Source organism: Nocardiopsis nanhaiensis (assembly GCF_054778635.1).
Genome location: NZ_BAAGZJ010000006.1, coordinates 100,620 through 124,237 on the forward strand (window position 1 = coordinate 100,620; position 23,618 = coordinate 124,237).

Annotated in this window: 14 protein-coding genes; 9 read left to right on the top strand and 5 right to left on the bottom strand. The window is 72.3% G+C overall.

Annotated elements, in window-relative coordinates:
- Positions 1-37 precede the first annotated feature (37 nt).
- Complete coding sequence (locus tag ACYVD1_RS04530; protein ID WP_460768144.1) at positions 38-505, top strand: GNAT family N-acetyltransferase; 468 nt, start codon at positions 38-40, stop codon at positions 503-505.
- A gap of 279 nt (positions 506-784) precedes the next feature.
- A complete protein-coding gene (locus tag ACYVD1_RS04535; RefSeq protein WP_460768147.1) occupies positions 785-1,516 on the top strand; it encodes a DUF4352 domain-containing protein in 732 nt (243 codons plus the stop codon).
- A 72-nt stretch (positions 1,517-1,588) separates the two neighbouring features.
- On the opposite strand, the gene ACYVD1_RS04540 is transcribed toward ACYVD1_RS04535, so the two are convergent.
- The 5 genes from ACYVD1_RS04540 to ACYVD1_RS04560 form a co-directional block, all read right to left on the bottom strand.
- Positions 1,589-2,203: an MBL fold metallo-hydrolase gene (locus ACYVD1_RS04540; RefSeq protein ID WP_460768152.1), complete on the bottom strand. Its 615-nt coding sequence runs from the start codon at positions 2,201-2,203 to the stop codon at positions 1,589-1,591.
- Complete coding sequence (locus tag ACYVD1_RS04545; protein WP_460768156.1) at positions 2,200-3,285, bottom strand: S-(hydroxymethyl)mycothiol dehydrogenase; 1,086 nt, start codon at positions 3,283-3,285, stop codon at positions 2,200-2,202. The genes ACYVD1_RS04540 and ACYVD1_RS04545 overlap by 4 nt, the downstream gene beginning before the upstream one ends.
- A gap of 121 nt (positions 3,286-3,406) precedes the next feature.
- Positions 3,407-4,228, bottom strand: a complete 822-nt coding sequence (locus tag ACYVD1_RS04550) for an alpha/beta fold hydrolase (protein ID WP_460768160.1) — start codon at positions 4,226-4,228, stop codon at positions 3,407-3,409.
- Between the two features lie 234 nt (positions 4,229-4,462).
- Positions 4,463-5,269, bottom strand: a complete 807-nt coding sequence (locus ACYVD1_RS04555; protein ID WP_460768163.1) for a peptidoglycan recognition protein family protein — start codon at positions 5,267-5,269, stop codon at positions 4,463-4,465.
- Between the two features lie 296 nt (positions 5,270-5,565).
- Positions 5,566-5,925 carry a DUF3817 domain-containing protein gene (locus ACYVD1_RS04560; protein ID WP_460768166.1) on the bottom strand — a complete coding sequence of 120 codons (360 nt, stop codon included), beginning with the start codon at positions 5,923-5,925 and terminating at the stop codon, positions 5,566-5,568.
- A 495-nt stretch (positions 5,926-6,420) separates the two neighbouring features.
- Here ACYVD1_RS04560 and ACYVD1_RS04565 point away from each other — a divergent pair, with 495 nt between their 5' ends.
- The 7 genes from ACYVD1_RS04565 to ACYVD1_RS04595 all read left to right on the top strand — a co-directional run bounded on the left by ACYVD1_RS04565 (position 6,421) and on the right by ACYVD1_RS04595 (position 23,579).
- Positions 6,421-7,188, top strand: a complete 768-nt coding sequence (locus ACYVD1_RS04565; protein WP_460768168.1) for an SDR family oxidoreductase — start codon at positions 6,421-6,423, stop codon at positions 7,186-7,188.
- A 149-nt stretch (positions 7,189-7,337) separates the two neighbouring features.
- Positions 7,338-8,498, top strand: coding sequence for an isochorismate synthase (locus tag ACYVD1_RS04570; protein ID WP_460768170.1), 1,161 nt, complete (start codon positions 7,338-7,340; stop codon positions 8,496-8,498).
- 2 nt (positions 8,499-8,500) lie between these two features.
- Positions 8,501-10,204 (top strand): (2,3-dihydroxybenzoyl)adenylate synthase, encoded by a 1,704-nt coding sequence (locus tag ACYVD1_RS04575; protein ID WP_460768172.1) that lies wholly within the window; start codon positions 8,501-8,503, stop codon positions 10,202-10,204.
- Entirely contained in the window at positions 10,204-10,863 is a 660-nt protein-coding gene (locus ACYVD1_RS04580; protein WP_460768174.1) for an isochorismatase family protein, read from the top strand. The genes ACYVD1_RS04575 and ACYVD1_RS04580 overlap by 1 nt, the downstream gene beginning before the upstream one ends.
- 70 nt (positions 10,864-10,933) lie before the next feature.
- A complete protein-coding gene (locus ACYVD1_RS04585) occupies positions 10,934-12,325 on the top strand; it encodes a lysine N(6)-hydroxylase/L-ornithine N(5)-oxygenase family protein (protein ID WP_460768176.1) in 1,392 nt (463 codons plus the stop codon).
- Between the two features lie 47 nt (positions 12,326-12,372).
- The gene (locus ACYVD1_RS04590; protein WP_460768179.1) at positions 12,373-20,232 is read left to right on the top strand and encodes an amino acid adenylation domain-containing protein; all 7,860 of its coding nucleotides are present in this window, start codon (positions 12,373-12,375) and stop codon (positions 20,230-20,232) included.
- 50 nt (positions 20,233-20,282) lie between these two features.
- Positions 20,283-23,579, top strand: coding sequence for an amino acid adenylation domain-containing protein (locus tag ACYVD1_RS04595; protein WP_460768183.1), 3,297 nt, complete (start codon positions 20,283-20,285; stop codon positions 23,577-23,579).
- Positions 23,580-23,618 lie beyond the last annotated feature (39 nt).

A 23,618-nucleotide genomic window follows, 5' to 3' on the forward strand; every position in this document is an offset into this window, starting at 1 on the left:
ATGGTGTGCCCCGGCACGGTGGCGTAACGTGCCGCGCATGACTGACACCCGCGCCCTGCGCTTGGTCGAGATCTCCCATGACAACTTCGACACGGCCATCGCGGTCAAGGTCCGCGAGGACCAGAACCGCTTCGTCGCCACGGTGGAACGCTCCCTCGCCCAGGCGTACACGGCCCGTGACACCGCCTGGCCCCGCCTGCTCATGGACGGTGACCGGGCCGTCGGTTTCGTCATGGTCCAGTTCGACCCCGACGAGAAGGACCCCGACTACCGCGCAGCGATCTGGCGGCTGAACGTCGCCGCCAACCTCCAGGGCAGGGGCTACGGCCGCTTCGCCGTGCGGGGCGCCCTCGCTGAGGCCCGCCGCCGGGGGCACAGCCGGGTCACGGTGTCCTGGGTCCCCGGCGAGGGCGGACCCGAGGACTTCTACCTGGCCCTGGGTTTCCGCAAGACCGGCCGCGTGGACGAGGACGGCGAGGTCATCGCCGAGATCGACCTGGACTGAGCGGGCCACGGGCAGAGCTCCGCGAGGGCGGCTACCCGGTCGCCGCCCGCCGGGCAAGGCGCGTCAACGTCCATAGGCGGCCAAAACCGGATACATTTTCCAGGAATACCGAGAAAGTTGCCGTACCCGGTTCTTCGTGCCGATAAATTTGCCGGTGCAGAGTCTGTTCAGTGGAAAAATATAGACCGCACATGGCCTGCTTTTCCGGAAAACGGGGCGACCCTGGAAGCAGGGGGTTCCCCGAATCCCCGAGGGGTTGTTTTCAGGAAGGCGTGTGCCATGAGCAGTATGCAGGACGGGCCGTCGCAGTACGGTCCCCGACACAGCGGCCCCCCGTACAGCGGTCCTCAGGGGTACGGCCAGCAGCCGTACGGACCGCCGCAGTACGGCCAGCAGCAGTACGGCCAACCCCCGTACGGGTACCCGCCGTACGGACCGCCCCAGGCTGCGCCGGTGCGCAAACGCAAGAAGTGGCCGTGGTTCCTGCTGGCCGCGATCCTGCTCGTCCTGGGCATGTTCGCCTGCACCGCTGTGGTCGGGGAGGAAGCCGAGACCGCCCCCGGCAATGCGGAGGGCGATTCCGAAGCGGCCGAGGAGACCGCGGAGGAGGCCCCCGAAGAAGCCGAGAGCGTCGGGATCGGCGACACCGGTGAGGTCGGCGACTGGATGGTCACCGTGCACGGCACCGAGACCGCGGCCACTTTCAGCGACGAGTTCTTCGAAGAGCAGGCCCAAGGGGAGTTCGTCATCGTCGAAATGACGGTGGAAAACAGCGGAAGCGAAGCCACCTATTTCGACGAGACCGCGCTTTCCCTGACCGACGCCGACGGGAACAGCCACTCCACCAGCACGACGCTGATCGACGAAACGTTCTTCCTCGAGCAGATCAACCCGGGGAACCAGGTCACGGGACAGGCCGCCTTCGACGTTCCGGAGGGTACCGACGCGGTGGCCCTCGAGGTGACGGACAACTGGGGCTTCGGCGACCCGGTGGAGATCCGGCTCGACTGAGCAGAGCGGCCGGGGAGGGAACCAGTGCCCCTGGTCCGCCCCGGCCGCCCCGCGTCCCCTGGCCGGCACCGGCTAATCCGGGATGTTGGGTGCCTCCGCGCCGATGGTCGTTGAGTCGCCGTGCCCGGTGTTGACCACCGTCTCCGCTGGCAGCGTCAGCAGCCTGCGCCGGATCGAGTCCACGATGGTCGGGAAGTCCGAGTAGGACCGCCCCGTCGCCCCCGGGCCGCCTTGGAAAAGGGTGTCGCCGCTGAACAGCACGCCCAGCTCCGGCGCGTACAGGCACACCGCTCCCGGCGCGTGGCCCGGTGTGTGGATCACGGTCAGCTCGGTACCCCCGACCCGCACGGACTGCCCGTCAGCCAGCTCCCCGTCCGGGGTCCGGTCGGGGTGGGTCATATCCCACAGCACCCGGTCCTCTGGGTGCAGCAGGATCTGCGCGCCCGTCGCGTCGGCCACCGCCGGGGCGGCGTTCACGTGGTCGTTGTGCCCGTGCGTGCACAGCACCGCCACGACCCTGCGCCCGTCCACCGCCGCCACGATCGCCTCGGCGTCGTGGGGGGCGTCGACGACCACGACCTCCTCGTCGTCGCCCACGAGCCAGACGTTGTTGTCCACCTCCCAGGAACCGCCGTCCAGGGTGAAGACCCCGGACGTGGTCAGGTGTTCCACTCTCGTGTCACTCACAGTCGCACCACCGATCGCAGTACATCGCCCCGCTCCATGCGGGCGAAGGCCTCTTCGACGTCACCGATGCCGATTTCCTCGGTGACGAACCCGTCAAGGTCCAGCCTGCCCTGCGTGTACAAATCTATGAGCATCGGGAAGTCCCGCGATGGCAGGCAGTCCCCGTACCAGCTCGACTTCAGGGCTCCGCCTCGGCCGAACACGTCCAGCAGCGGCAGCTCCAGCCGCATCTCCGGGGTGGGCACACCCACCAGCACGACGGTGCCCGCCAGGTCGCGGGCGTAGAACGCCTGCTCGTAGGTCTGGGGGAGACCGACCGCGTCGATCACCACGTCCGCGCCGAACCCGCCGGTGAGTTCGCGGATCGCCTCGACCGGGTCGGTCCGGCCCGCGTTGACGGTGTGTGTGGCGCCGAACCCGCGGGCCCACTCCAGCTTGCGGTCCTCCAGGTCTACGGCGATGATCCGGTCGGCCCCGGCCAGCCGGGACCCCGCCACCGCGGCACTGCCCACGCCGCCGCAGCCGATCACCGCCACCGAGTCGCCCCGGCCCACCCCTCCGGTGTTGATGGCGGCGCCGACCCCGGCCATGATCCCGCAGCCGAGCAGTCCCGCCGCGGCGGGGGAGGCGGCCGGGTCGACCTTGGTGCACTGGCCGGCGGCGACCAGCGTCTTCTCGGCGAAAGCGCCGATACCCAGCGCGGGGGACAGTTCGGTGCCGTCCTCCAGGGTCATCGGCTGCTCGGCGTTGTGGGTGTCGAAGCAGTACTGGGGCCGTCCCCGCTTGCAGGCGCGGCATTCACCGCACACCGCACGCCAGTTGAGGACGACGTAGTCGCCGGGGGCCACGTGGGTGACGCCCGAGCCGACGGTCTCCACGACGCCCGCGGCCTCGTGGCCGAGCAGGAAGGGGTATTCGTCGTTGATCCAGCCTTCCCGGTAGTGGAGGTCGGTGTGGCAGACGCCGCACGCCTGGATTCTGACCACGGCCTCGCCCGGTCCCGGGTCGGGGACGACGATGGTGGTCAGTTCGACCGGTGCGCCCTTCGCACGTGAGATCACACCCTGGACCTGTTGGGACATGAGGACTCTCCCTGCAACTCGTGGCCGGTGCGCGGCGCCGGAGGGCACCCCGCCAGTGGCATTCCTCCCCGCTCGCCCCACGAGCGATACCGGTCCCCGGGAACATCCCTGGATCGGGGGATCACCCGTCGAGGAACCGCGTGAGGGCGGCGGTCAGCTGGGCCGGGGCGTCCAGTTGGACGAGGTGGCCCGCGCCCGCGATGGGATGCGCGCTCACGCCGGGGATCAGAGCGGCGAGTTCGCGGTCCCGCTCCGGCGGGATCCAGGTGTCCTCCTCGCCCCACGCCAGGAGGACGGGAAGACCCATCGTGGGGTACAGCCCTTGGATCTCGTCGGTGTGCGCCTGGTCGGCCTGCTCGATCTGGCGGTAGAACGCGGGCTGTCCCTCCGGTCCGGTCCACGGCTCCACCAAGCGGTCCAGGGTCTGGGGCAACATTCCCTTGGCGCTGGCCGAGCTCACGTACTCGGCCACCAGTGCCCGGTGCAGGGCGGGCGGCAGCTGCTCGAAGACCTCGGTGTGCTCGCCCACCAGCCGGAAGAACGGCGAGCCCCACGGGGCCAGGGCCACCGGCGAGACCAGGGCGAGGCGCTCGTACGAGGCCCCGTGCAGAAGGTGCGCACGCAGCGCCACCGCCCCGCCGAAGTCGTGGGCGACCACGCTGGGCCGGTCCAGCCCCCAGTGCGCGAGCAGCCCCGCGAACACCATCCCCTGCGCGGCCAAGGAGACCTCTTGGCCCGCCCGCATCTCCGAGGCGCCGTAGCCGGGCATGTCCCAGAAGAAGACCCGGTACCGGGAGGACAGCGCGGCGGCCACGTCCCGCCAAACGAACGAGGAGAACGGGGTCCCGTGCAGCAGGACCACGGGTTCCCCTGAGCCGACGGATCCCCAGCGCACCGCCCCCTGGCTGGACGCGAACACCTCGGTCGGTTCCTGCACAGCCATAGTTTTCCTTCCGCAGGGGTTGTCGCACCCCGACGGCGGCCGGGGCCTCCCTGAGCGTAACCACGGGCCGTGACAGTGCGGGGGAGGGCCGCATCCGGGAGCGGAGGGTCGGGTCTCCAATCCAGAGGGATGAAGGCACAAGGCGGGGCGGTGCCGGGCCCGGCACCGCCCCTGGACTGCTCTAGGAGAACAGCTGATGCGAGTGACGCTGAACGGGGAAGCGTCCTCGCCGGATCAGCGGGTGAAGTCGTCCGGTCCCCGTGCGGGGCCGTGGTAGAACTCGCGCTGGGGCTCGTCCTCGGGAACGGGCGGGTAGGTGGGCCCGTCCTCGGGGTCCACCGCGGGTGTGCCGATCTCCAGGCCCCGAGCCCGCATCACGCTGGAGACGCTGCTGCGCAGGTCCGGCAGCATCGCGTAGAGCACGTCGCCCGGGCATTCGGTGGCGTTGAAGTCCCGGTGGCCCAGGATGGCGTCCTGGGGGTCGAGGCCGTAGGCGCCGCACAGCCAGGACAGGGTGTCCACCAGCGAGTCGATGAGCGACTGGGTGGGCTCCACGTCCGTGTAGGTGCCCTCGTTCTCGATGCCGACGCACGTGCTGTTGTTGTCGGCCACGTGGGTGCCCACGCAGTGGCTGCCCTCGCGCACGGCGGGGACGGCGCGGTCGCGGCCCTCCATGATGTGGCCGCCGCGGCTGATGGTGAACTGCTGGCCCGCGTCGATCCAGCCGTTGTCGTCCATGTGGAAGTTCTGGATGGATCTGGACAGTGCCAGGGCGTGGGCTTCGGAGTAGTCGGTGCTGTTGGCGGTGGCGGTGTGGTGCACCACGACGAAGCTCGGCGGGGTGGCCAGGACCTGGACGGGGCTCGACGGGGGCCGGGCGTTCCAGTCGTCTCGGAAGTACAGCGACGGTTCGGCGGCGGCCGCGCCGGTGTCGGCGTGGGCCGTGGAGATGCCGAACGTGCCGCCCACGAGTGCGGCGCCGGAGGCGACGGCCGCGCCCTGCAGGAGTGTTCGCCGGTCGGGTCCGTGTGGATGGGACATGGGGGAGCCCTTCTCACTGAGGCGGTTACTTGCCAGTGCACAACAGAACACGGATCGCTCGCCGTGCGCAAAGGGTTACCGGTAAAAACCTTTGTCCGCTACCGGTCATGATGTAAACCCTTTACCCCCCTGGTCAGATTCGACTCTCTGGGGTAGCGGAAAAGCCTTTTGGCCTCACGTTTCTCAGGGGTTTCACTCGTCTTCATCGGAAACGCGGAACGGGCCGCGAAATGGTTTCGCGGCCCGTTGGGTATTCGATCCCCTTGAAGTTACTCCGGGTGTTTTTTCCTCGTGTGTCAGGAAGCGGGTTCGGGCTCCTCTGCGGCCTTCTGCGTGCGCTCTTCCGGCGGGGTCAGGCGCCCGGTCCGGTGCAGCCACCAGTCGGCGGGCAGAGTGGCCAGGGGAGGGATCGACGCGGCCAGCGCGACCAGCGTCGGCCACATTCCCCAGCGCAGTTGGTAGGCGGCGCCCAGGGCCACCAGTACGTAGACGATGAACGCGCCGCCGTGCAGCGCGCCGAAGATCTGCACGCCCACTTCACTGCCGTTGCCGAGGTATTTGAAGTACATGCCGACGAGGAGCCCGGCCCAGGTGAAGGCCTCGAAGGCGGCCACCACACGGAAAGCCAGGGCGGTCGTACGGGGATTGATGCTCAACGCGGTTCCTCGGGCTGGTCGTCACGGTACGGGGGAGGTCCCGGCTCTCCGCTCCGGGCCGCATCCAGGCTAGGTGAACCCTCTCGGTGCCTGATTCCGGGTGGCACCGAATCCCCCCGATACCCGGCCGGGGTGTGCCTGAGGGTGACAACCGCCTCACCCGGGACAGGTTTCGGGGGTGCGCGCGCCGGGTGGGCAGGAGGTTTCCGCCGTGGGCGGGCCGGTGGCTCCGGTGTTCACGGATCCGTCATGACCTGGAAAAACGGAATCGCTCTCGGTGTCGTGCGGCTGCCTGTGCGTGAGGTTGCGCCCGAGTCGGGTGGACATGTGCGTGATCCAGGTCACTGCCACCCTCCGGTTGACATCGGGCTGTGGCCAGCCGGAGACTTGCCGCGAATTAGGTAAGGATTGCCTAATCAAGGTGAGCCTTGCCTTGGTAAGTCCCATCAGTCACAGCACCACCAGCCAGAGCAGCACCAGGGGGAGACGTTGAGCGTGAACGGGATCGACGGTGCCGTCGCCGTGGTCACCGGAGCGGCGAGCGGGGTCGGCCGAGCGGTCGCCGCGGACCTCGCGGCCCAGGGGGCCCGGGTCGCCGCCGTCGACGTCGCCCCGGACGGACTCGCCGAGACCGTCCGCATGCTGGAAGCCGAAGGCCACAAGGCCCACGCCCTCACCGCGGACGTCACCGAAGCAGCACGCGTCGAGGGCCTCTTCGACGAGGCCGAGACGCTCCTCGGCCCGGTCACCACGGTCGTCAGCGCCGCTGGGACCCTCACCACCGGACCGGTCGCCGACTGCGCCGACCACGACTGGCACCGGATGATGGCGGTCAACGCCACCGGGGTCTTCAACGTCGGCCGCGCCGCCGCCCGCCGCATGGGCCCGCGCGGCCACGGCCACCTGGTCACCGTCGCCTCCAACGCGGCCGGGGTCCCCCGCTCCGGCATGGCCGCCTACGCCGCCTCCAAAGCCGCGGCCGTGGCGTTCACCAAGTCGCTCGGCCTCGAACTGGCTCCCTTGGGTGTGCGCTGCAACGTCGTCTCACCCGGCTCCACCGACACCCCGATGCTCCGCGCCATGGCGCCCGACCCCGAAGCCCTGGTCAACGGCGACCCCGAGCACTTCAAGGTCGGCATCCCCGTGGGGCGGCTCGGCCAGCCCGAGGACGTGGCCGCGGCGGTGCGCTTCCTCGTCTCCGACGCGGCCCGCCACATCACCATGCACGAGCTGTACGTGGACGGCGGGGCGACATTGCGCTGACCTCCATGCCGTCGTCGACCGCCCCGACACCGCCCCAGCCCAGCCGACCACCCGCCCACGTGCCACCGCTGGCCCGCAAGCAGCCCCGCCGACCAGGCGGCCACACCACGGCCGCCCACCCGCCTGCCTGACACAGAAAGGCCACACCCATGTCCCAGCGCACCGCCGCCCCCGCGGCCACGGCGGGCGAGCTCCTGACGGCCTACCGGCCAGGGGACTCGTTCTTCTCCAGCGCGTCGAGGGCCCTCCACGGCGCCGGTGCCCTGACCACCCTGGACCGGGTCGACGCCCTGCCCGCCGTCCTCGCCGACGCGGGCAAGGACGCGGTCGCCATGGGAGCCGTCCCCTTCGACGCCGCCCAGCCCGCCCGCCTGGTCGTACCCGAAACCGTGCGGTGGGCGCCCTCACCGGCCCGCGCCACCAAGGGCGAACACCGGTGGAGCCCGCTCGTCGGACAGTGGACGCTCACCCCCGTCCCCGGACCCGAGGCGCACGTCGCCGCCGTCGAGCGCGCGGTCAAGCTCATGGCGGACGACGCCGAGCTGCGCAAGGTCGTCCTCGCCCGCTGCCTGCACGTGGAGAGCACCGAGGACGTCGACGTCGCGACCGTCCTGGCCAACCTGGTCTGGCGCGACCCCACCGCGTTCGTCTTCGCCGCCGACCTGCCCGAACGCGACGCCGGGGTCCGCACCCTCATCGGGGCCAGCCCCGAACTCCTCGTGGCCAAGCGGGGCCGCCACGTCCTGTCCAACCCCCTGGCCGGGTCCGCGCCGCGCAGCGCCGACCCCACCAAGGACCAGCGCCGCGCCGTCGCCCTGCTCAACTCCGCCAAGGACCGCCACGAGCACGCGGTGGTCGTGGAGGCGGTCGCCGACGCCCTGCGCCCCCACTGCCGGAACCTCTCGGTGCCCACCGAACCGGAGCTCATCGGGACCGCCACCATGTGGCACCTGTCCACCCGGGTGACCGGGGAACTCACCGACCCCGACGTGCCCGCGCACCGGCTCGCCGCCGCCCTGCACCCCACCCCCGCCGTCTGCGGCACGCCCACCGGCCGGGCCTTCGACACCATCGGCAGACTCGAACCCTTCGACCGCGGCTTCTACACCGGGGCGGTCGGCTACACCGACGCCGCGGGGGACGGTGAGTGGGTGGTCACCATCCGCTGCGCCGACGTGGCCGGGCGTGCCCTGGAGCTGTACGCGGGCGGCGGGGTCATGCCCGAGTCCGACCCGGAGGCCGAACTCGCCGAAACCTCGGCCAAGCTGCGCACCCTCCTGCTCGCCCTCGGCGTGGACGGAGCCGCCTGACCATGACCCGCACCGCCCCGAACCCCCTCCCTGCCTCGAACTCCAGCACCGCCCCGAACCCCCGCGCCATCGCGGACACCGACTGGACCCCTTGGCCCAAGGACCTCGCCGACACCTACCGTGAAGCCGGGTACTGGATCGGCGAGACCTTCCCCGCGTTCCTGCGCGACCGGGCCGCCCGCTTCGCCACCCGCACCGCCGTCGTCGACGGCCGGGTCCGCTGGACCTACGCCGACCTGGACCGGCGAGCCGACTCCCTGGCCACCGGCCTGGCCCGGCTGGGTGTGGCCGAGGGTGACCGGGTCGTGCTGCACCTGCCCAACGCCGCCGCGCTCTTCGAGGTGGTCTTCGCGCTGTTCCGGCTGGGCGCCCTGCCGGTGTACGCGCTGCCCGCCCACCGCCGCAGCGAGCTCCACCACCTGGCCGCCACCGCCGAGGCGGTCGCCCTGGTCACCTCCGACACCCACGCCGGGTTCGACTGCCGACCCATGGCCGCCGAGGTGCGCACCGAAGCCGCCAGCCTCGAGCACGTGATCGTGGCGGGCGACCCGGGGGAGCCGTCGGAAGGGTTCACCGCCCTGGACGAGCTGCGCGCCGAGCCCGACCCCGCGGTCCTGGCCGACCCCGACCCCGGCGGCGTCGCCTTCTTCCAGCTCTCCGGCGGCACCACCGGCCTGCCCAAGCTCATCCCGCGGACCCACGACGACTACCTGTACTCGGTCCGGGCCAGCGCGGACATCTGCGCCCTTGGAGTCGACACCGTCTACCTGGGCGTCCTGCCGGTCACGCACAACTTCCCGATGAGCTCACCCGGGTTCCTCGGCGTTCTGCACGCGGGCGGCAGCGTCGTCCTGTCGCCCGACCCCAGCCCGGCCACCGCCCTGGCCCTGATCGAGCGCGAACGCGTCACCCTCACCTCGGTCGTGCCGCCCGTGGCCATGCTCTGGCTGGACGCCGTCGAGCACGGATCCCAGTCCGAACGCGATCTGTCCTCCCTGCGCATGATCCAGGTCGGCGGCGCCACCTTCCCCGAGCAGGCGGCCCGCCGGATCACCCCGGTCCTGGGCTGCGCCCTGCAGCAGGTCTTCGGCATGGCCGAGGGCCTGGTCAACTACACCCGCGACGGCGACCCCGCCGAGGTGGTCACCGCCACCCAGGGCCGCCCGATCAGCGACCACGACGAGATCCTCATCGTCGACGAGCACGACCGCCCGGTCCCCGAAGGCGACGCCGGCCATCTGCTGACCCGTGGTCCCTACACGATCCGCGGCTACTACAAGGCGCCCGAGCACAACGCCGCCGCCTTCACGGCCGACGGCTTCTACCGCACCGGCGACATCGTGCGCCGCCACCCCTCCGGCAGCCTCGTCGTCTCCGGCCGCGCCAAAGACCAGATCAACCGGGGCGGGGAGAAGATCGGCGCCGAAGAGGTCGAGAACCACATCCTCGCCCACCCGGCCGTCCACGACGCCTCCGTCGTCGCCGTTCCCGACCCCTACCTGGGCGAACGCACCTGCGCCTACGTCATCACACGCGGCGAGGCGCCCACCCGCGGTGAACTCCTCGCCTTCCTCCGCGGCCGCGGGCTCGCCGCCTACAAGATCCCCGACCGCGTCAGCTTCGTGGACTCCTTCCCGGCCACCGCTGTCGGCAAGACCTCCAAGCGCGACCAGCGCGACACACCCGACCCGTCCGGAGACCGCTGATGGCACTGCCCACCATCGACCCCTACCCGCTGCCCACCGCCGACGAGCTGCCCGAGAACCGGGCGCCCTGGACCGTGGACGCCGACCGCGCCGTGCTGCTCGTGCACGACATGCAGCGCTACTTCCTGCGCCCCTACGACCAGGAGAACCAGCCGGTGGCGGGGGTGACGGCCAACATCGCCGCCCTGCGCGCCGCCTGCCGGACCGCCGGCGTACCGGTCGTGTACACGGCCAAGCCCGGAGACATGAGCCCCGAACAGCGGGGCCTGGAGCGCGACTTCTGGGGCGGCGGCATGAAGGCGGTCGCCGAACACACCGACATCACCGCCGAACTCGCCCCCGAGGGCGAGGACGTGCTGCTCACCAAGTGGCGCTACAGCGCCTTCGCCCAGACCGACCTGGCCGAGCGCATGGCCGCTAAGGGACGTGACCAGATCATCGTCACCGGCGTGTACGCCCACATCGGCTGCCAGCTCACCGCCGCCGACGCGTTCATGCGCGACATCCAGCCGTTCCTGGTCGCCGACGCCGTGGCCGACTTCAGCGCCGACCACCACCGCTCCGCCCTGCTCTACGCCGCCGGGCGCTGCGCCGCCGTGATCCCCACCGAACAGGCCCTGGGAGCCCTGCGGGACGTTCCGGCCCCCACCGGGGCCTGACGTGCCCCATCCGAACGCCAACGCGCCCGCGCCCCGGCCCCTGAACGACCACCACCGCGAAGGAACACCTGTGGCCTCCAACGACCACTCGCCCGAGATCCACGACCTGGTCGGGGTGGGTTTCGGCCCCTCGAACCTCGGCCTGGCCATCGCCTTGGCCGAACGCCGCGAACAGGGCACGACCCCACCGCTGTCCGCGGTCTTCCTGGAGAAGCAGGCCGCCTTCGGCTGGCACCGGGGGATGCTCATCGACGACGCCACCATGCAGGTGTCGTTCCTCAAGGACCTGGTCACCACCCGCAACCCGGCCAGCGACTTCAGCTTCCTGTCGTTCCTGCACCACGTGGGACGGCTGCACGACTTCATCAACCACAAGACCCTGTTCCCGCTGCGCCAGGAGTTCCACGACTACCTCACCTGGTGCGCCGAGCGGGTCAGCGACCAGGTCCGCTACGGCCACGAGGCCGTCGAGGTCCGCCCCGTCCACACGGGTGGGCGCGTCACACACCTGGACGTGGTCTCCGAGAACGCCGAGGGGGAGCGCACCGTGCTGCGCGCCCGCAACGTCGTGTTCGGCCCCGGCCTGCGGCCCCGCATGCCCGAAGGTCTGGAGCAGTCCGCCCGGGTGTGGCACAACGAGTACCTGCTCACCCGCCTGGACGAGCTCTCTCCCACGGCCGACCCGCGCTCCTTCGTGGTCGTGGGCGCCGGGCAGAGCGCCGCCGAGGTCGCCGACCACCTCCACCAGCGCTTCCCCAAGGCCCGGATCCACGCGGTTCTGTCCCGGTACGGCTACAGCCCCTCCGACGACAGCCCCTTCGCCAACCGCATCTTCGACCCCGAGGCCGTGGACGCCTTCCACTCCGCGCCCGAGGACGTCAAGCAGCAGATCATGGGCTACCACCGCAACACCAACTACTCGGTGGTCGACCCGGACTTGATCGGCGAGCTGTACCGCCGCCACTACGCGGAGAAGGTCCACGGCAACCAGCGGCTGCACCTGCACAACACCTCCCGGGTGGCCGGACTGACCGAGAGCCCCGAGGGTGTGGCCGTGGTCGTGGAGGACCTGGTCACCGGCAAGCAGACCCCCGTCCCCGCCCACTACGTCGTCTGCGCCACCGGCTACCACCCGGCCGACGCGCGCCCCCTGCTGGGGGACCTCGCCGACCAGCTGGTCACCACCCCCGAGGGGCGCCCGGCGGTGGAGCGCGACTACCGGGTCGTCACCGAGGACTCCCTCACCTGCGGCCTGTACCTCCAGGGCGGCACCGAGCACACGCACGGGGTGTCGGCGTCGCTGCTGTCCAATATCGCGACCCGGGTCGCGGAGATCATCGACTCCGTCGCGACCCGCACCCCCAACAGCGCCCCAGCCGGTGACCCGGCCGGCGACCCGCCCGCCGACACCGCCGGCACCGCCGGCACCCCGACCGGTGACCTGACCACCGCGCAGCCGTAGCCGATCGACGAACGAAGAGGAAGCCAGCGCACACCATGGCCGATCCGGTGACCACACGAACAGCTCTGACCGGCGCGCAGACCGGGGTCTGGTACGCCCAACAGGTCCTGCGGGACAGCCCCGCCTACAACGTCGGCCAGTACGTCGACCTGCCCGGGTGTATCGACCCCGAGCTGTTCGAGACCGCGCTGCGCCAGGTCGTCCGGGAGACCGAGACCCTGCGCGTCCGCATCGTCGGCGGCGGCGCGGACGGGGCCTCGGAGGAGGACGTTCGGGGCGGGGGCTCCGAGACCCCCGTCCAGGAGGTCCTGCGGGACGTCCCCTGGACCCTGGAGACCGTCGACACGCGCGGCGCCGCCGACCCCCTCGAAGCGGCGCACGCGTGGATGGGCGAGCGCATGGCCACCCCTGTGTGGGGTACCGGCGGCCCCCTCTTCACGTTCGCCCTGCTGCGCGTGGCGGACCGGCGCTGGCTGTGGTTCCAGCGCTACCACCACATCATCGTGGACGCCTACGCGATCAACACCGTCAACCGCCGCGCCGCCGAGATCTACACCCACAGCGCAGGGGAGGGCACCCCCGCCCCCCGCTCCCGCACCCTCGCCGAGGTCGTGGCCGAAGAGGAGGCCTACGCGGCCTCGGAACGGAGCGCGAAGGACCGGGCCTACTGGGCCGACGCACTGGCCGGACGCCCCGAGCCCGCGGTGCTCGGCACCGTCCCCGCCGCCTCGCCCAACGGCAGCCGCCGCGAACACGGCACACTCGACGCGGAAGGCTTCACCGCGGTCAAGGCACTGGCCGAGGCGGCCGGGGGCAACTGGGCCGAGGCACTGGTCGCCGCCTACGCCGCCTACATCCACCGCGCCACCGGCGCGGGCGACGTCGTCATCGGCATGCCCGCCATGGGCCGGCTCGGCTCGGTCTCGCTCAGCGTGCCGTCCATGGTGGTGAACATCCTCCCGCTCCGGATGCGCGTGGCGCCCTCGAGCACCCCCGTCGAACTCGTCCGCCAGGCCTCCGCACGGCTGCGCGAACTCCGCACCCACCAGGGCTACCGCGCCGAGGACATCCGCCGCGACCTCGGGCTGGTCGGCCGGGAGACCGGCCTGTACGGCCCGGTCATCAACATCAAGGCCTTCGACGACGACCTGCGCTTCGGCGACGTGCGCGCCAGCGCCCGCACCCTCTCCGAGGGCCCGATCGACGACCTCTCCCTCTCCGTCCACCCGGACCGCGCCACCGGCGGGCTGCGGTTCGAGTACAACGCCAACGCCGACGGCCACACCGCCGACGCGCTGCGCAGGAGGGCGGCCGAGTTCACCCGGTTCCTGGACGGCTTCCACCGCCTCGACACCGAGGGCACGGAGCCCATCGGCGCCATCGACACCGCCTCCGCCGACGAGCTCAGCGCACCGGCCGCCGAGGACGCGGTGACCCGCCGGGAGCTCCCGGCCGCACCCGTACACGAGCAGGTAGCCGAGGCCGCACTCCGCTGGCCCGAAGAGATCGCGGTCCGAGCGGGCGAGGACGAAGTCACCTACGCCGAACTCCAGGAGCGGGCCGACCGCCTCGCCGCGCACCTGCGCGCGCACGGCGCAGGGCCCGAACACGTGGTCGCCGTCGCGCTGCCCCGCGGCGTGGACCTGGCCGTGGCCCTGCTCGCCGTGCCCCGGACCGGCGCGGCCTTCCTGCCCCTGGACCCCGACTTCCCGGCGGACCGCGTCGCCTACATGCTCGACGACGCCGACGCCCTCCTGCTGCTCACCAACACCGGACTCACCCGGCGGCTGCCCGAGGGCGCGCCCCGGCTGCTGGTGGACGACCCCCATGTCCCCGCGCACTCGGCCACGGCCCCGGCACGACCAGCGCCCGGGAACGGGCTCGGCTACATCCTCTACACCTCCGGTTCCACCGGCCGCCCCAAGGGCGTGGCCGTCCCGGAGCGGGGCCTGCGCAACTTCCTCGCCGACATGGGTGAGCGCTTCCCCCTCGGACCGGGCGACCGGTGGGCCGCCGTCACCACGATCGGCTTCGACATCTCCCTGCTGGAGGTCTACCTCCCGCTGATGGCCGGCGCCACCCTCGTCCTCGCCGACCGCGACACCACGCGCGACCCCCGTGCCCTGGCCGCGCTCCTCGAGCGCACCGGGGCCACCGTCATGCAGGCCACCCCCACCCTGTGGCGCTCCCTCACCGAGGAGCACCCCGACGCCGTGCGCGGCCTGCGCGTCCTCGTCGGCGGCGAGGCCCTGCCCGCCGAACTGGCCGAAGACCTCGCCGTCCGCGCCGCCGAGGTGACCAACCTCTACGGCCCCACCGAGACCACCATCTGGTCCACCGCCGCGACCGTGCACCCAGGCGAGACCGTCACCATCGGCCGTCCGATCGCCAACACGGGCATGCGGGTACTCGACTCCGCGCTGCGCCCGGTGCCGACCGGACGCGCCGGCGACCTGTACATCTCCGGCGCGGGCCTCGCCCGGGGCTACGTGGGCCGCACCGGCCTGACCGCGGAGCGGTTCGTCGCCGACCCCTTCGGACCGCCCGGAAGCCGGATGTACCGCACCGGCGACCTGGTGCGCCGCCGCCCCGACGGGGCCCTGGACTACCTCGGCCGCACCGACCACCAGGTCAAGATCCGCGGCTTCCGCATCGAACTCGGCGAGATCGAGAGCGCCCTCGGCGAGCGGCCGGAGGTCGGGCAGTGCGTGGTGGTCGCGCGCGAGGACGGCACCGGCGGCACCGCGCTCGTGGGCTACGCCGTGCCCGCACCGGGCCGCACCTTCGACACCGAGTCCGTCCGCGCCGCCCTGGCCGACCGGCTGCCGCACTACATGGTCCCGGCCGCGCTGGTCGCGCTGGAGACCTTCCCCCTCACCGAGAACCGCAAGATCGACCGCAAGGCCCTGCCCGCGCCGACCCTGGCCTCCGCCACCGGCGGCACGCAGCCCGGGAACGCCGACGAGGCGGCGCTGTGCGTCCTCTTCGCCGAGGTGCTCGGGGCCGAACACGTGGGTGTCGACGACGACTTCTTCTCCCTCGGCGGCCACTCGCTGCTCGCCGGGCGCCTGGCCAACCGGGTCCGCGAGCGGTTCACCGGCGACATCGGCCTGCGCGACGTCTTCGAGGCACCCACCGTGTCGGCTTTGGCCGCACGGCTGCGCTCCGAAGGCGCGGCCAGCCCCGAGCCGGGATCGCCCGCGCGCACCCGCCCCGAACGCCCTCCGCTGTCAGCCGCCCAGCGCAGGCTCTGGTTCCTCGAACGGCTCAACGGGCCGAGCCCGGTCTACAACGTCCCCGTCGCCCTCCGGCTGCACGGCGCGATCGACGCCGACGCGCTCTCCCTCGCCCTGCGCGACACCGTGACCAGGCACGAGACCCTGCGCACCGTCTATACCGACGACGGCGACGAGGCCTTCCAGAACATCCTCCCGGCCGACACCCTGCCCGACCTCCTGGAGGTGGCCGAGGCCTCCGAAGCCGAACTCACCGCGGGCATGCGGCGACGGCTGCACCGCCCCTTCGACATCTCGCGGGACGTCCCGCTCCGCGCCACCCTCTTCCGGACCGGTGAGCGCGCGGGCGTACCGGAACACGTCCTGCTCCTGGTCATCCACCACATCGCCACCGACGAGTGGTCCGAAGGCCCGCTCCTGCGCGACCTGGACACCGCCTACCGCCACCGGCAGCGCGGCGAGGAACCCCGCTGGTCCGAGCGGTCCGCCGACTACGTCGACCACACGCTCCGGCAGTGGGAACGCCTCGGCTCCATCGCGGACGCCGGCAGCACCGCCGCGAGGATCGCGGGGGAGTGGCGCACCGCCCTGGCGGGGGCACCCGAGGAGACCGGCCTGCGCGCGGACCGGCCACGCCCGGCGCTGGCCAGCGGCCGCGGCGCGGTGGCACCCTTCCGGATCTCCGCCCAGGCCACCTCCCGGCTCGGCGCCCTGGCCCGTGCGCACGGGGCCACCGAGTTCATGGTGCTGCACGCGGCCCTCGCCTACCTGCTGCACCGCCACGGCGCGGGCGACGACGTCACCGTCGGCACCCCCATCGCCAACCGGGACGCCGCCGCCACACACGACCTCGTCGGCCTGTTCCTCAACCTGGTGCCGCTGCGCCTGGACGTGTCCGGCGACGTGACCTTCGAGGAGCTGCTGCGGCGCGCGCACGCTGTGGACACCGCCGCATACGCCCGCGCCGACCTGCCCTTCGACCAGATCGTCGAGGCGGTCGCGCCCCCGCGCGGGGCCGGCCGGCACCCGCTGTTCCAGGTCATGCTCAGCTACCAGCGCGAACCGGGCGGGTCCCAGGACCTCTTCGGTGCCCGGGTGGAGCCGCAGCGGGCCGAGACCGACATCGCCAAGGTGGACCTGGAGTTCACGGTGGTGGAGCTGCCCGGAGCCGAGGAGCTCGTCGGCGAGCTGCGCTACGCCACCGACCTCTACGACGAGCGCACCGCACGTCTCCTCGCCGAACGCTTCGGGCTCCTGCTGGACGCCGTGCTCGCCGACCCCGGACGGCCCCTGGCCGGGATCGACTCCCGCACCGGGGCGGAGGCGGCCCTGGCCTCGGGAGTGAACGATACGGCGGTGCCGGTGGCCCCCGGTCTGTTGGGCGATGTGCCTGAGGGGGGTGGGCAGTGGTCGGAGCGGGTGGCTCTGGTGGACGCTGACTCCGGTGAGGTGTGGGATTACGCGGGTTTCCGCGGGCGGGTGAACCGTTTGGCGCGGGTGCTGGTCGAACGCGGCGTGGGCCCCGGCGACCTGGTTGCGGTGGGCGTACCCCGCTCGGTGGACCTCGTGGTGGCGCTGCACGCGGTGGTGGTGGCCGGTGGTGCCTACCTCCCGTTGGATCTGGACTATCCGGCCGAGCGGTTGCGGTTCGTGTTGGCCGACGCCCGGCCCCGGGTGGTGCTGACCAACTGCGCGGGCGCCGGCCTCGTCCCCGAAGGGGAAGGGGAGCGTCTGATCCTGGACGCCCCGGAGACCGCGGAACTCCTGGCCGCCGCCTCCGGCACGGAACTCACCCAGGAGGACCGCCGTGCCCCGGTCAGCCCCGATGATTTGGCGTATGTGATCTACACGTCGGGTTCGACGGGGTGGCCCAAGGGTGTGGGTGTCTCCCACGGGGCGATCGTGAACCGGTTGGAGTGGATGCAGGGCCAGTTCCCGTTGGGCGGGGACGACCGGGTGCTGCAGAAGACCCCGTCGGCCTTCGACGTGTCGGTGTGGGAGTTCTTCTGGCCCTTCCGCGCGGGCGCCGGTCTGGTGGTCGCCGCACCGGGAGGCCACCGCGACCCGGCCTACCTGTCCCGGGTCATCCAGGAACACGCCGTGACCACCTGCCACTTCGTGCCCTCGATGCTGCGGATCTTCCTGGAGGAGCCCACCGCCACCGAGTGCGACGGGCTGCGCCGGGTGTTCGCCTCGGGTGAGGCACTGCCCTCGGAGGCGGCCGAGAGCTTCTTCGCACTGCTGCCCGCCGTGGACCTGTACAACCTCTACGGTCCGACCGAGGCGGCCGTGGATGTGACCTGGTTCGACGCCTTCGAGGACGTGGGCCGCACGTCCGTGCCGATCGGCCGTCCGGTGTGGAACACCCGGGTGTACGTGTTGGACGCGCTGTTGCGGCCGGTGCCCGAGGGTGTGTCCGGTGACCTGTATTTGGCCGGTGACCAGCTGGCCCGGGGCTATCAGGGCCGGTTCGGCCTGACCGCGGAGCGCTTTGTCGCCGACCCCTTCGCTTCGGGTGGGCGCATGTACCGGACGGGGGACGTGGCCCGTTTCCGCGGCGGGGCCCTGGAGTTCGTCGGCCGGTCCGATTTCCAGGTGAAGCTGCGCGGCCAGCGCGTCGAGCTGGGGGAGATCGAGTCGGCCCTGGCCGCCGTTCCCGGGGTCACCGGTGCCGTGGTCACCGTGGCCGCGAACCCCTCCGGCGAGCAGGTGCTGGTCGGCTACGTGAGCGGCTCGGGCACCGAGGGACCCTTCGAACGGGTCCGGGAACAGGCCTCGGGGTCCCTACCGGAGTACATGGTGCCCTCCGTCCTGGTGGGCGTGGCCGAGTGGCCGCTCTCGCCCAACGGCAAGCTGGACCGCGCGGCCCTGCCGGCCCCGGACTTCGGCGCCGAGGCGGGCCGGGGGCGCCGGCCGGGAACCCCGCTCGAACGTGCCCTCTGCCTCGTGTACGCCGAAGTCCTGCACCTGCCCGAAGCCGGTACCGACGACGACTTCTTCCGCCTGGGCGGAGACAGCATCTCCTCCATCCAGGTGGTCAACCGGCTCCACAGCCAGGGGTGGGCGCTCAACGTCGCGGACGTCTTCAGCGCCCGCACCCCCGCCGGACTGGCCCGGCTCGCCACCCCGGTCGACCCCGGCTCCGGCGGCGCGGACGCCTTCGGGGCCGACTCCCCGCCCTCGGGCGAGCTGCCCCTGACACCGATCGCCCACTGGATGCACGGCCGCGGCGACCGCATCGACACCGTCACCCAGCGCCAGGTCGTGGCCACACCGCCCGGTCTGACCTTGGAGGTTCTCACCGCCGCGCTGTCCGACGTCCTGGACCGCCACGACGCCCTGCGCCTGTGCCTGAACCGCGCGGGGGACCGGCCCAACCTGGAGATCCGGCCCGAGGGGTCCGTCAGCGCCCGGGACTGCGTCCGGCGGGTGCCCGTGCCCGCCCGCCCCGGGGCCACCATGAACCGCGAGGTCGCCGAAGCGGCCGAGGCCGCCGCGAGCGAACTCGACGTGGACGCGGGCACACTGCTGCGCGCGGTCTGGTTCGACCGCGGCGACCGGGACCAGGGACGGCTCCTGCTGGTCATCCACCACCTGGCCGTCGACGGGGTCTCCTGGCGGGTGCTCCTGCCCGACCTGGAAACGGCCGTGGCCGCCCGCACGCAGGGCAGCGCCCCGACGCTGTCCGCGCCGGGCACCCCCCTGCGCGCCTGGGCGTTCGCGCTCGAGGACGCGGCGCACACCCCGCGCTGGACGGAACAGCTGCCCTACTGGCGCTCGGTCCTCGGCACGGGTGGAACCACGGACGGGGGCACTGCGGGATTCCCGGGTACCGACCCCGAGCAGGACACCGTCGAGACCGCCCGCACAGTCACCGGGCTGCTCGACGCCGCGACCACCGAAGCGGTGCTCAACCGGGTCACCGAGGCCTACAGCGCACGCCCCGACGACGTCCTGCTCAGCGCGCTCGCCCTGGCAGTGGACAGCTGGCGGGCCGAATCCGGGCACCCACAGGGCGCACTCCTGGTGGACGCGGAGGGACACGGCCGAGAGGACCTGGTCCCCGGCGCCGACCTGTCGCGCACCGTCGGCTGGTTCACCAGCCTCTACCCGCTCCGCCTGGACGTCTCCGGCATCGACGTGCGGGAGGCGCTGGCCTCCGGTCCCGCCGCCGGCCAGGCGCTCAAGCGGGTCAAGGAGACCCTGCGCGCCGTCCCCGAAGGGGGAGTGGGCTTCGGCGTCCTGCGCTACCTCAACGACGACACCGCCCGGGAACTCCGCGCGGGACCGACACCCGGCCTCCTCTTCAACTACCTGGGCCGGATGCCCGCCTCCTCGGGCAAGGACTGGGAACTCACCGAAGAGACCTGGGACGTGCCCCTGGACTTCGGTCCCAAGCTCCCCCTCACCCACGGGCTGGCGCTCAACGCCATCGCCGAGGACGGGCCCGAGGGCACGCGCCTGCGCGCCCGGTGGACCTTCGCCCGGCGCCTGTGGAGCGAGGAACACGTCCAAGCCCTCCTCGACGGCTGGTTCGACGCCCTGAAGGCGCTCGCCGCCCACACGGACACGACCGAGGCCGGCGGCCACACACCCTCCGACTTCGGCATGGTCTCCCTGGAACAGGGCCAGGTCGACCAGTTGGAAGCCCTGCTGAGGCGGCGCCGGTGAGTACGGACAGCGACCCGCGCACACGCACGACCCGATCGGACAGGACAGACATGCCTTCGCCAGAGCCCGCCCTGGAGGACGTCCTCCCCCTCACCCCGCTGCAGGAAGGGCTGCTCTTCCACGCCAGCAGCGACCGGGAGGACGTCTACACGGTGCGGACCACCGTCGCCCTGACGGGTCCGCTGGACACCGACCGGCTGCGGTCCGCCTTCGCCACCCTGCTCGCCAGGTACCCCAACCTCCGGGTCGGCTTCTGGTACGAGGACATGGAGCGCCCCGTCCAGTTCGTCACCAGGGACACCACCGTCCCGCTCCGGGCGGTCGACCTGGGCTCCGCGCCCGTGGAGCAGGCCAGGGAGGAGGTCGCGCGGATCGAGGCGGCCGAGGCCCGCGAACCGTTCGACCTCACCACGGCCCCGCCCCTGCGCTGCGTACTGGTCCGGCACGCGGCGGACGAGCACACGCTCATCCTCACCAACCACCACATCATCCTCGACGGCTGGTCGATGCCGATCCTCGTCCGCGAGCTGATGGATGCCTACGCGGCCGGCCCGGACGGCGGCCCGCGTGCCCCGGCCCCCGCCTTCCGGGACCACCTGGCCTGGCTGGCCTCCCGCGACACCGGCGCCGCCGAACGCGCTTGGACCGCGGCGCTCGCCGACGCCCCCGAGAGCACCGACGTCCTCGGCCCCGCGCGGGGCGCGAAGACGGCGCGCGACGCGCAGACCCCTGGTGGAGACGGAGAAGCCGCCCGCTCGCTCCGGGTGGACCTCGCCCTCACCGAGGACGAGGCGGCCGACCTCACCGAGGGGCCCGCCCGCACCGGCGTGACCGTCAACTCCCTCATCCAGACCGCCTGGGCGCTCGTGGCCTCCCGGCGCACCGGCAGCGACGACGTGGTGTTCGGCGCGACCGTCTCGGGCCGCTCCACCGGGCTCCCGGGAGCGGAGTCGATGGTGGGCCTGCTCATCAACACGGTCCCGGTCCGCGCCCGGCTGGCGCCGGGGGAGAGCGGTGCGGACCTGGCGCGGCGGATCCAGGACGAGCAGGGCTCCCTCATCGAACACCAGCACCTGGGGCTGGGGCGGATCCAGCGCGCCACCGGCGTGGCCTTCGACTCGCTGCTGGTGGTGGAGAACTACCCGCTCGACCCCGAACTGGGACGACGCTCCTTCGCCGGGGTCGGTGTGCGGGACGTGGACGTCCACGACGCCACCCACTACCCCCTCACCCTGGTCGCCCTGCCCGGCGGGGAGCCCCGGTTCGTGCTCGGCTACCGCACGGACTCCTGCGACGAAGCCGGTGCGAAGTCCCTGCTGGCCGAGTTCCGGCACACGCTCGTCGCGCTCGTCCGCCAGCCCGGACTCCGGCCCGCCGAGCTCACCCCCGCCGCCGAGCCGGAGAAGGCGGCGCTCTCGGCTGTGAACGATACGGCGGTGCCGGTGGTCCCGGGTCTGTTGGGCGATGTGCCTGAGGGGGGTGGGCAGTGGTCGGAGCGGGTGGCTCTGGTGGACGCTGACTCCGGTGAGGTGTGGGATTACGCGGGTTTCCGCGGGCGGGTGAACCGTTTGGCGCGGGTGCTGGTCGAACGCGGCGTGGGCCCCGGCGACCTGGTTGCGGTGGGCGTACCCCGCTCGGTGGACCTCGTGGTGGCGCTGCACGCGGTGGTGGTGGCCGGTGGTGCCTATCTGCCGTTGGATCTGGACTATCCGGCCGAGCGGTTGCGGTTCGTGTTGGCCGACGCCCGGCCCCGGGTGGTGCTGACCAACTGCGCGGGCGCCGGCCTCGTCCCCGAAGGGGAGGGCGAGCGACTGATCCTGGACAGCCCTGACGTGCGGCTGTCGAGTTTCTCGGGCGACGCGTTCTCTGACCGCGACCGCCGCTGCCCGCTGAGCCCCGATGATTTGGCGTATGTGATCTACACGTCGGGTTCGACGGGGCGGCCCAAGGGTGTGGGTGTCTCCCACGGGGCGATCGTGAACCGGTTGGAGTGGATGCAGAGCCGGTTCCCGTTGAGCGGGGACGACCGGGTGCTGCAGAAGACCCCGTCGGCCTTCGACGTGTCGGTGTGGGAGTTCTTCTGGCCCTTCCGCGCGGGCGCCGGTCTGGTGGTCGCCGCACCGGGAGGCCACCGCGACCCGGCCTACCTGTCCCGGATCATCCGCGAACGCCAGGTGACCACCTGCCACTTCGTCCCCTCGATGCTGCGCATCTTCCTGGAGGAACCCTCGGCGGCCGAGTGCCGGGGACTCCACCGCGTGTTCGCCTCCGGCGAGGCACTGCCGACCGAGACGGCGGAGCGCTTCGCCCAGGACCTCCCGGGGGCAGGGCTCTTCAACCTCTACGGTCCGACCGAGGCGGCCGTGGACGTGACCTGGTTCGACGCCTTCGAGGACGTGGGCCGCACGTCCGTTCCGATCGGTCGTCCGGTGTGGAACACCCGGGTGTACGTGCTGGACGCGCTGTTGCGGCCGGTGCCCGAGGGTGTGGCCGGTGACCTGTATTTGGCCGGTGACCAGCTGGCCCGGGGCTATCAGGGCCGGTTCGGCCTGACCGCGGAGCGCTTTGTCGCCGACCCCTTCGCTTCGGGTGGGCGCATGTACCGGACGGGGGACGTGGCCCGTTTCCGCGGCGGGGCCCTGGAGTTCGTCGGCCGGTCCGATTTCCAGGTGAAGCTGCGCGGCCAGCGCGTCGAGCTGGGGGAGATCGAGTCGGCCCTGGCCGCCGTTCCCGGGGCCACCGGTGCCGTGGTCACCGTGGCCGCGAACCCCTCCGGCGAGCAGGTGCTGGCCGGCTACGTGAGCGGCGGGGCCGCACCGGAGCGGGTACGCGAACACGCCGCCACCGTCCTGCCCGAGTACATGGTGCCCACCGCCGTGATGGCGGTGGCCGAGTGGCCGCTGTCCCTGAACGGCAAGCTGGACCGCGCGGCCCTGCCGGCCCCCGACTTCGGCGCCGGAGCGGGCCAGGGCGAACGCCCCCGGGACGCACGCGAACAGGTGGTCTGCGCCGCCTTCGCCACCGTGCTCGGCCTCCCGGAGGTCCACACCGGGGACCACTTCTTCCGTCTCGGCGGCGACAGCATCAGCGCCCTGCGCCTGGTCGCCGAGATCTCGGGCGGGGGGTTCGACGTCAGCGTCTACGACGTCTTCTCCCACCCCACCCCCGCGGCCCTGGCCGGACTGGCCCGCGAGCAGACCGGGGAACCAGGACGGGCCGGGCAGACAGAGCAGCCCGCTGCGGCCGCCCCGGACCCCGGACCCGCCGCACCCCAACCCCTGGTCTCCCTCGGCGCCGACCAGATGGCCCGCCTCGAAGGCCTCGGACTCGACCCCGACCAGGGCTAGGGCTAGGGCGTGTCCAACGACCGCCAGCCCGACCCCCGA

Excerpts from the sequence above, each read along its gene's own strand:
- ACYVD1_RS04550 (WP_460768160.1), bottom strand. The coding sequence starts at position 4,228 with ATGGCTGTGCAGGAACCGACCGAGGTGTTCGCGTCCAGCCAGGGGGCG.
- ACYVD1_RS04530 (WP_460768144.1), top strand. The coding sequence starts at position 38 with ATGACTGACACCCGCGCCCTGCGCTTGGTCGAGATCTCCCATGACAAC.
- ACYVD1_RS04575 (WP_460768172.1), top strand. The coding sequence starts at position 8,501 with ATGACCCGCACCGCCCCGAACCCCCTCCCTGCCTCGAACTCCAGCACC.
- ACYVD1_RS04580 (WP_460768174.1), top strand. The coding sequence starts at position 10,204 with ATGGCACTGCCCACCATCGACCCCTACCCGCTGCCCACCGCCGACGAG.
- ACYVD1_RS04545 (WP_460768156.1), bottom strand. The coding sequence starts at position 3,285 with ATGTCCCAACAGGTCCAGGGTGTGATCTCACGTGCGAAGGGCGCACCG.
- ACYVD1_RS04555 (WP_460768163.1), bottom strand. The coding sequence starts at position 5,269 with ATGTCCCATCCACACGGACCCGACCGGCGAACACTCCTGCAGGGCGCG.
- ACYVD1_RS04595 (WP_460768183.1), top strand. The coding sequence starts at position 20,283 with ATGCCTTCGCCAGAGCCCGCCCTGGAGGACGTCCTCCCCCTCACCCCG.
- ACYVD1_RS04535 (WP_460768147.1), top strand. The coding sequence starts at position 785 with ATGAGCAGTATGCAGGACGGGCCGTCGCAGTACGGTCCCCGACACAGC.
- ACYVD1_RS04570 (WP_460768170.1), top strand. The coding sequence starts at position 7,338 with ATGTCCCAGCGCACCGCCGCCCCCGCGGCCACGGCGGGCGAGCTCCTG.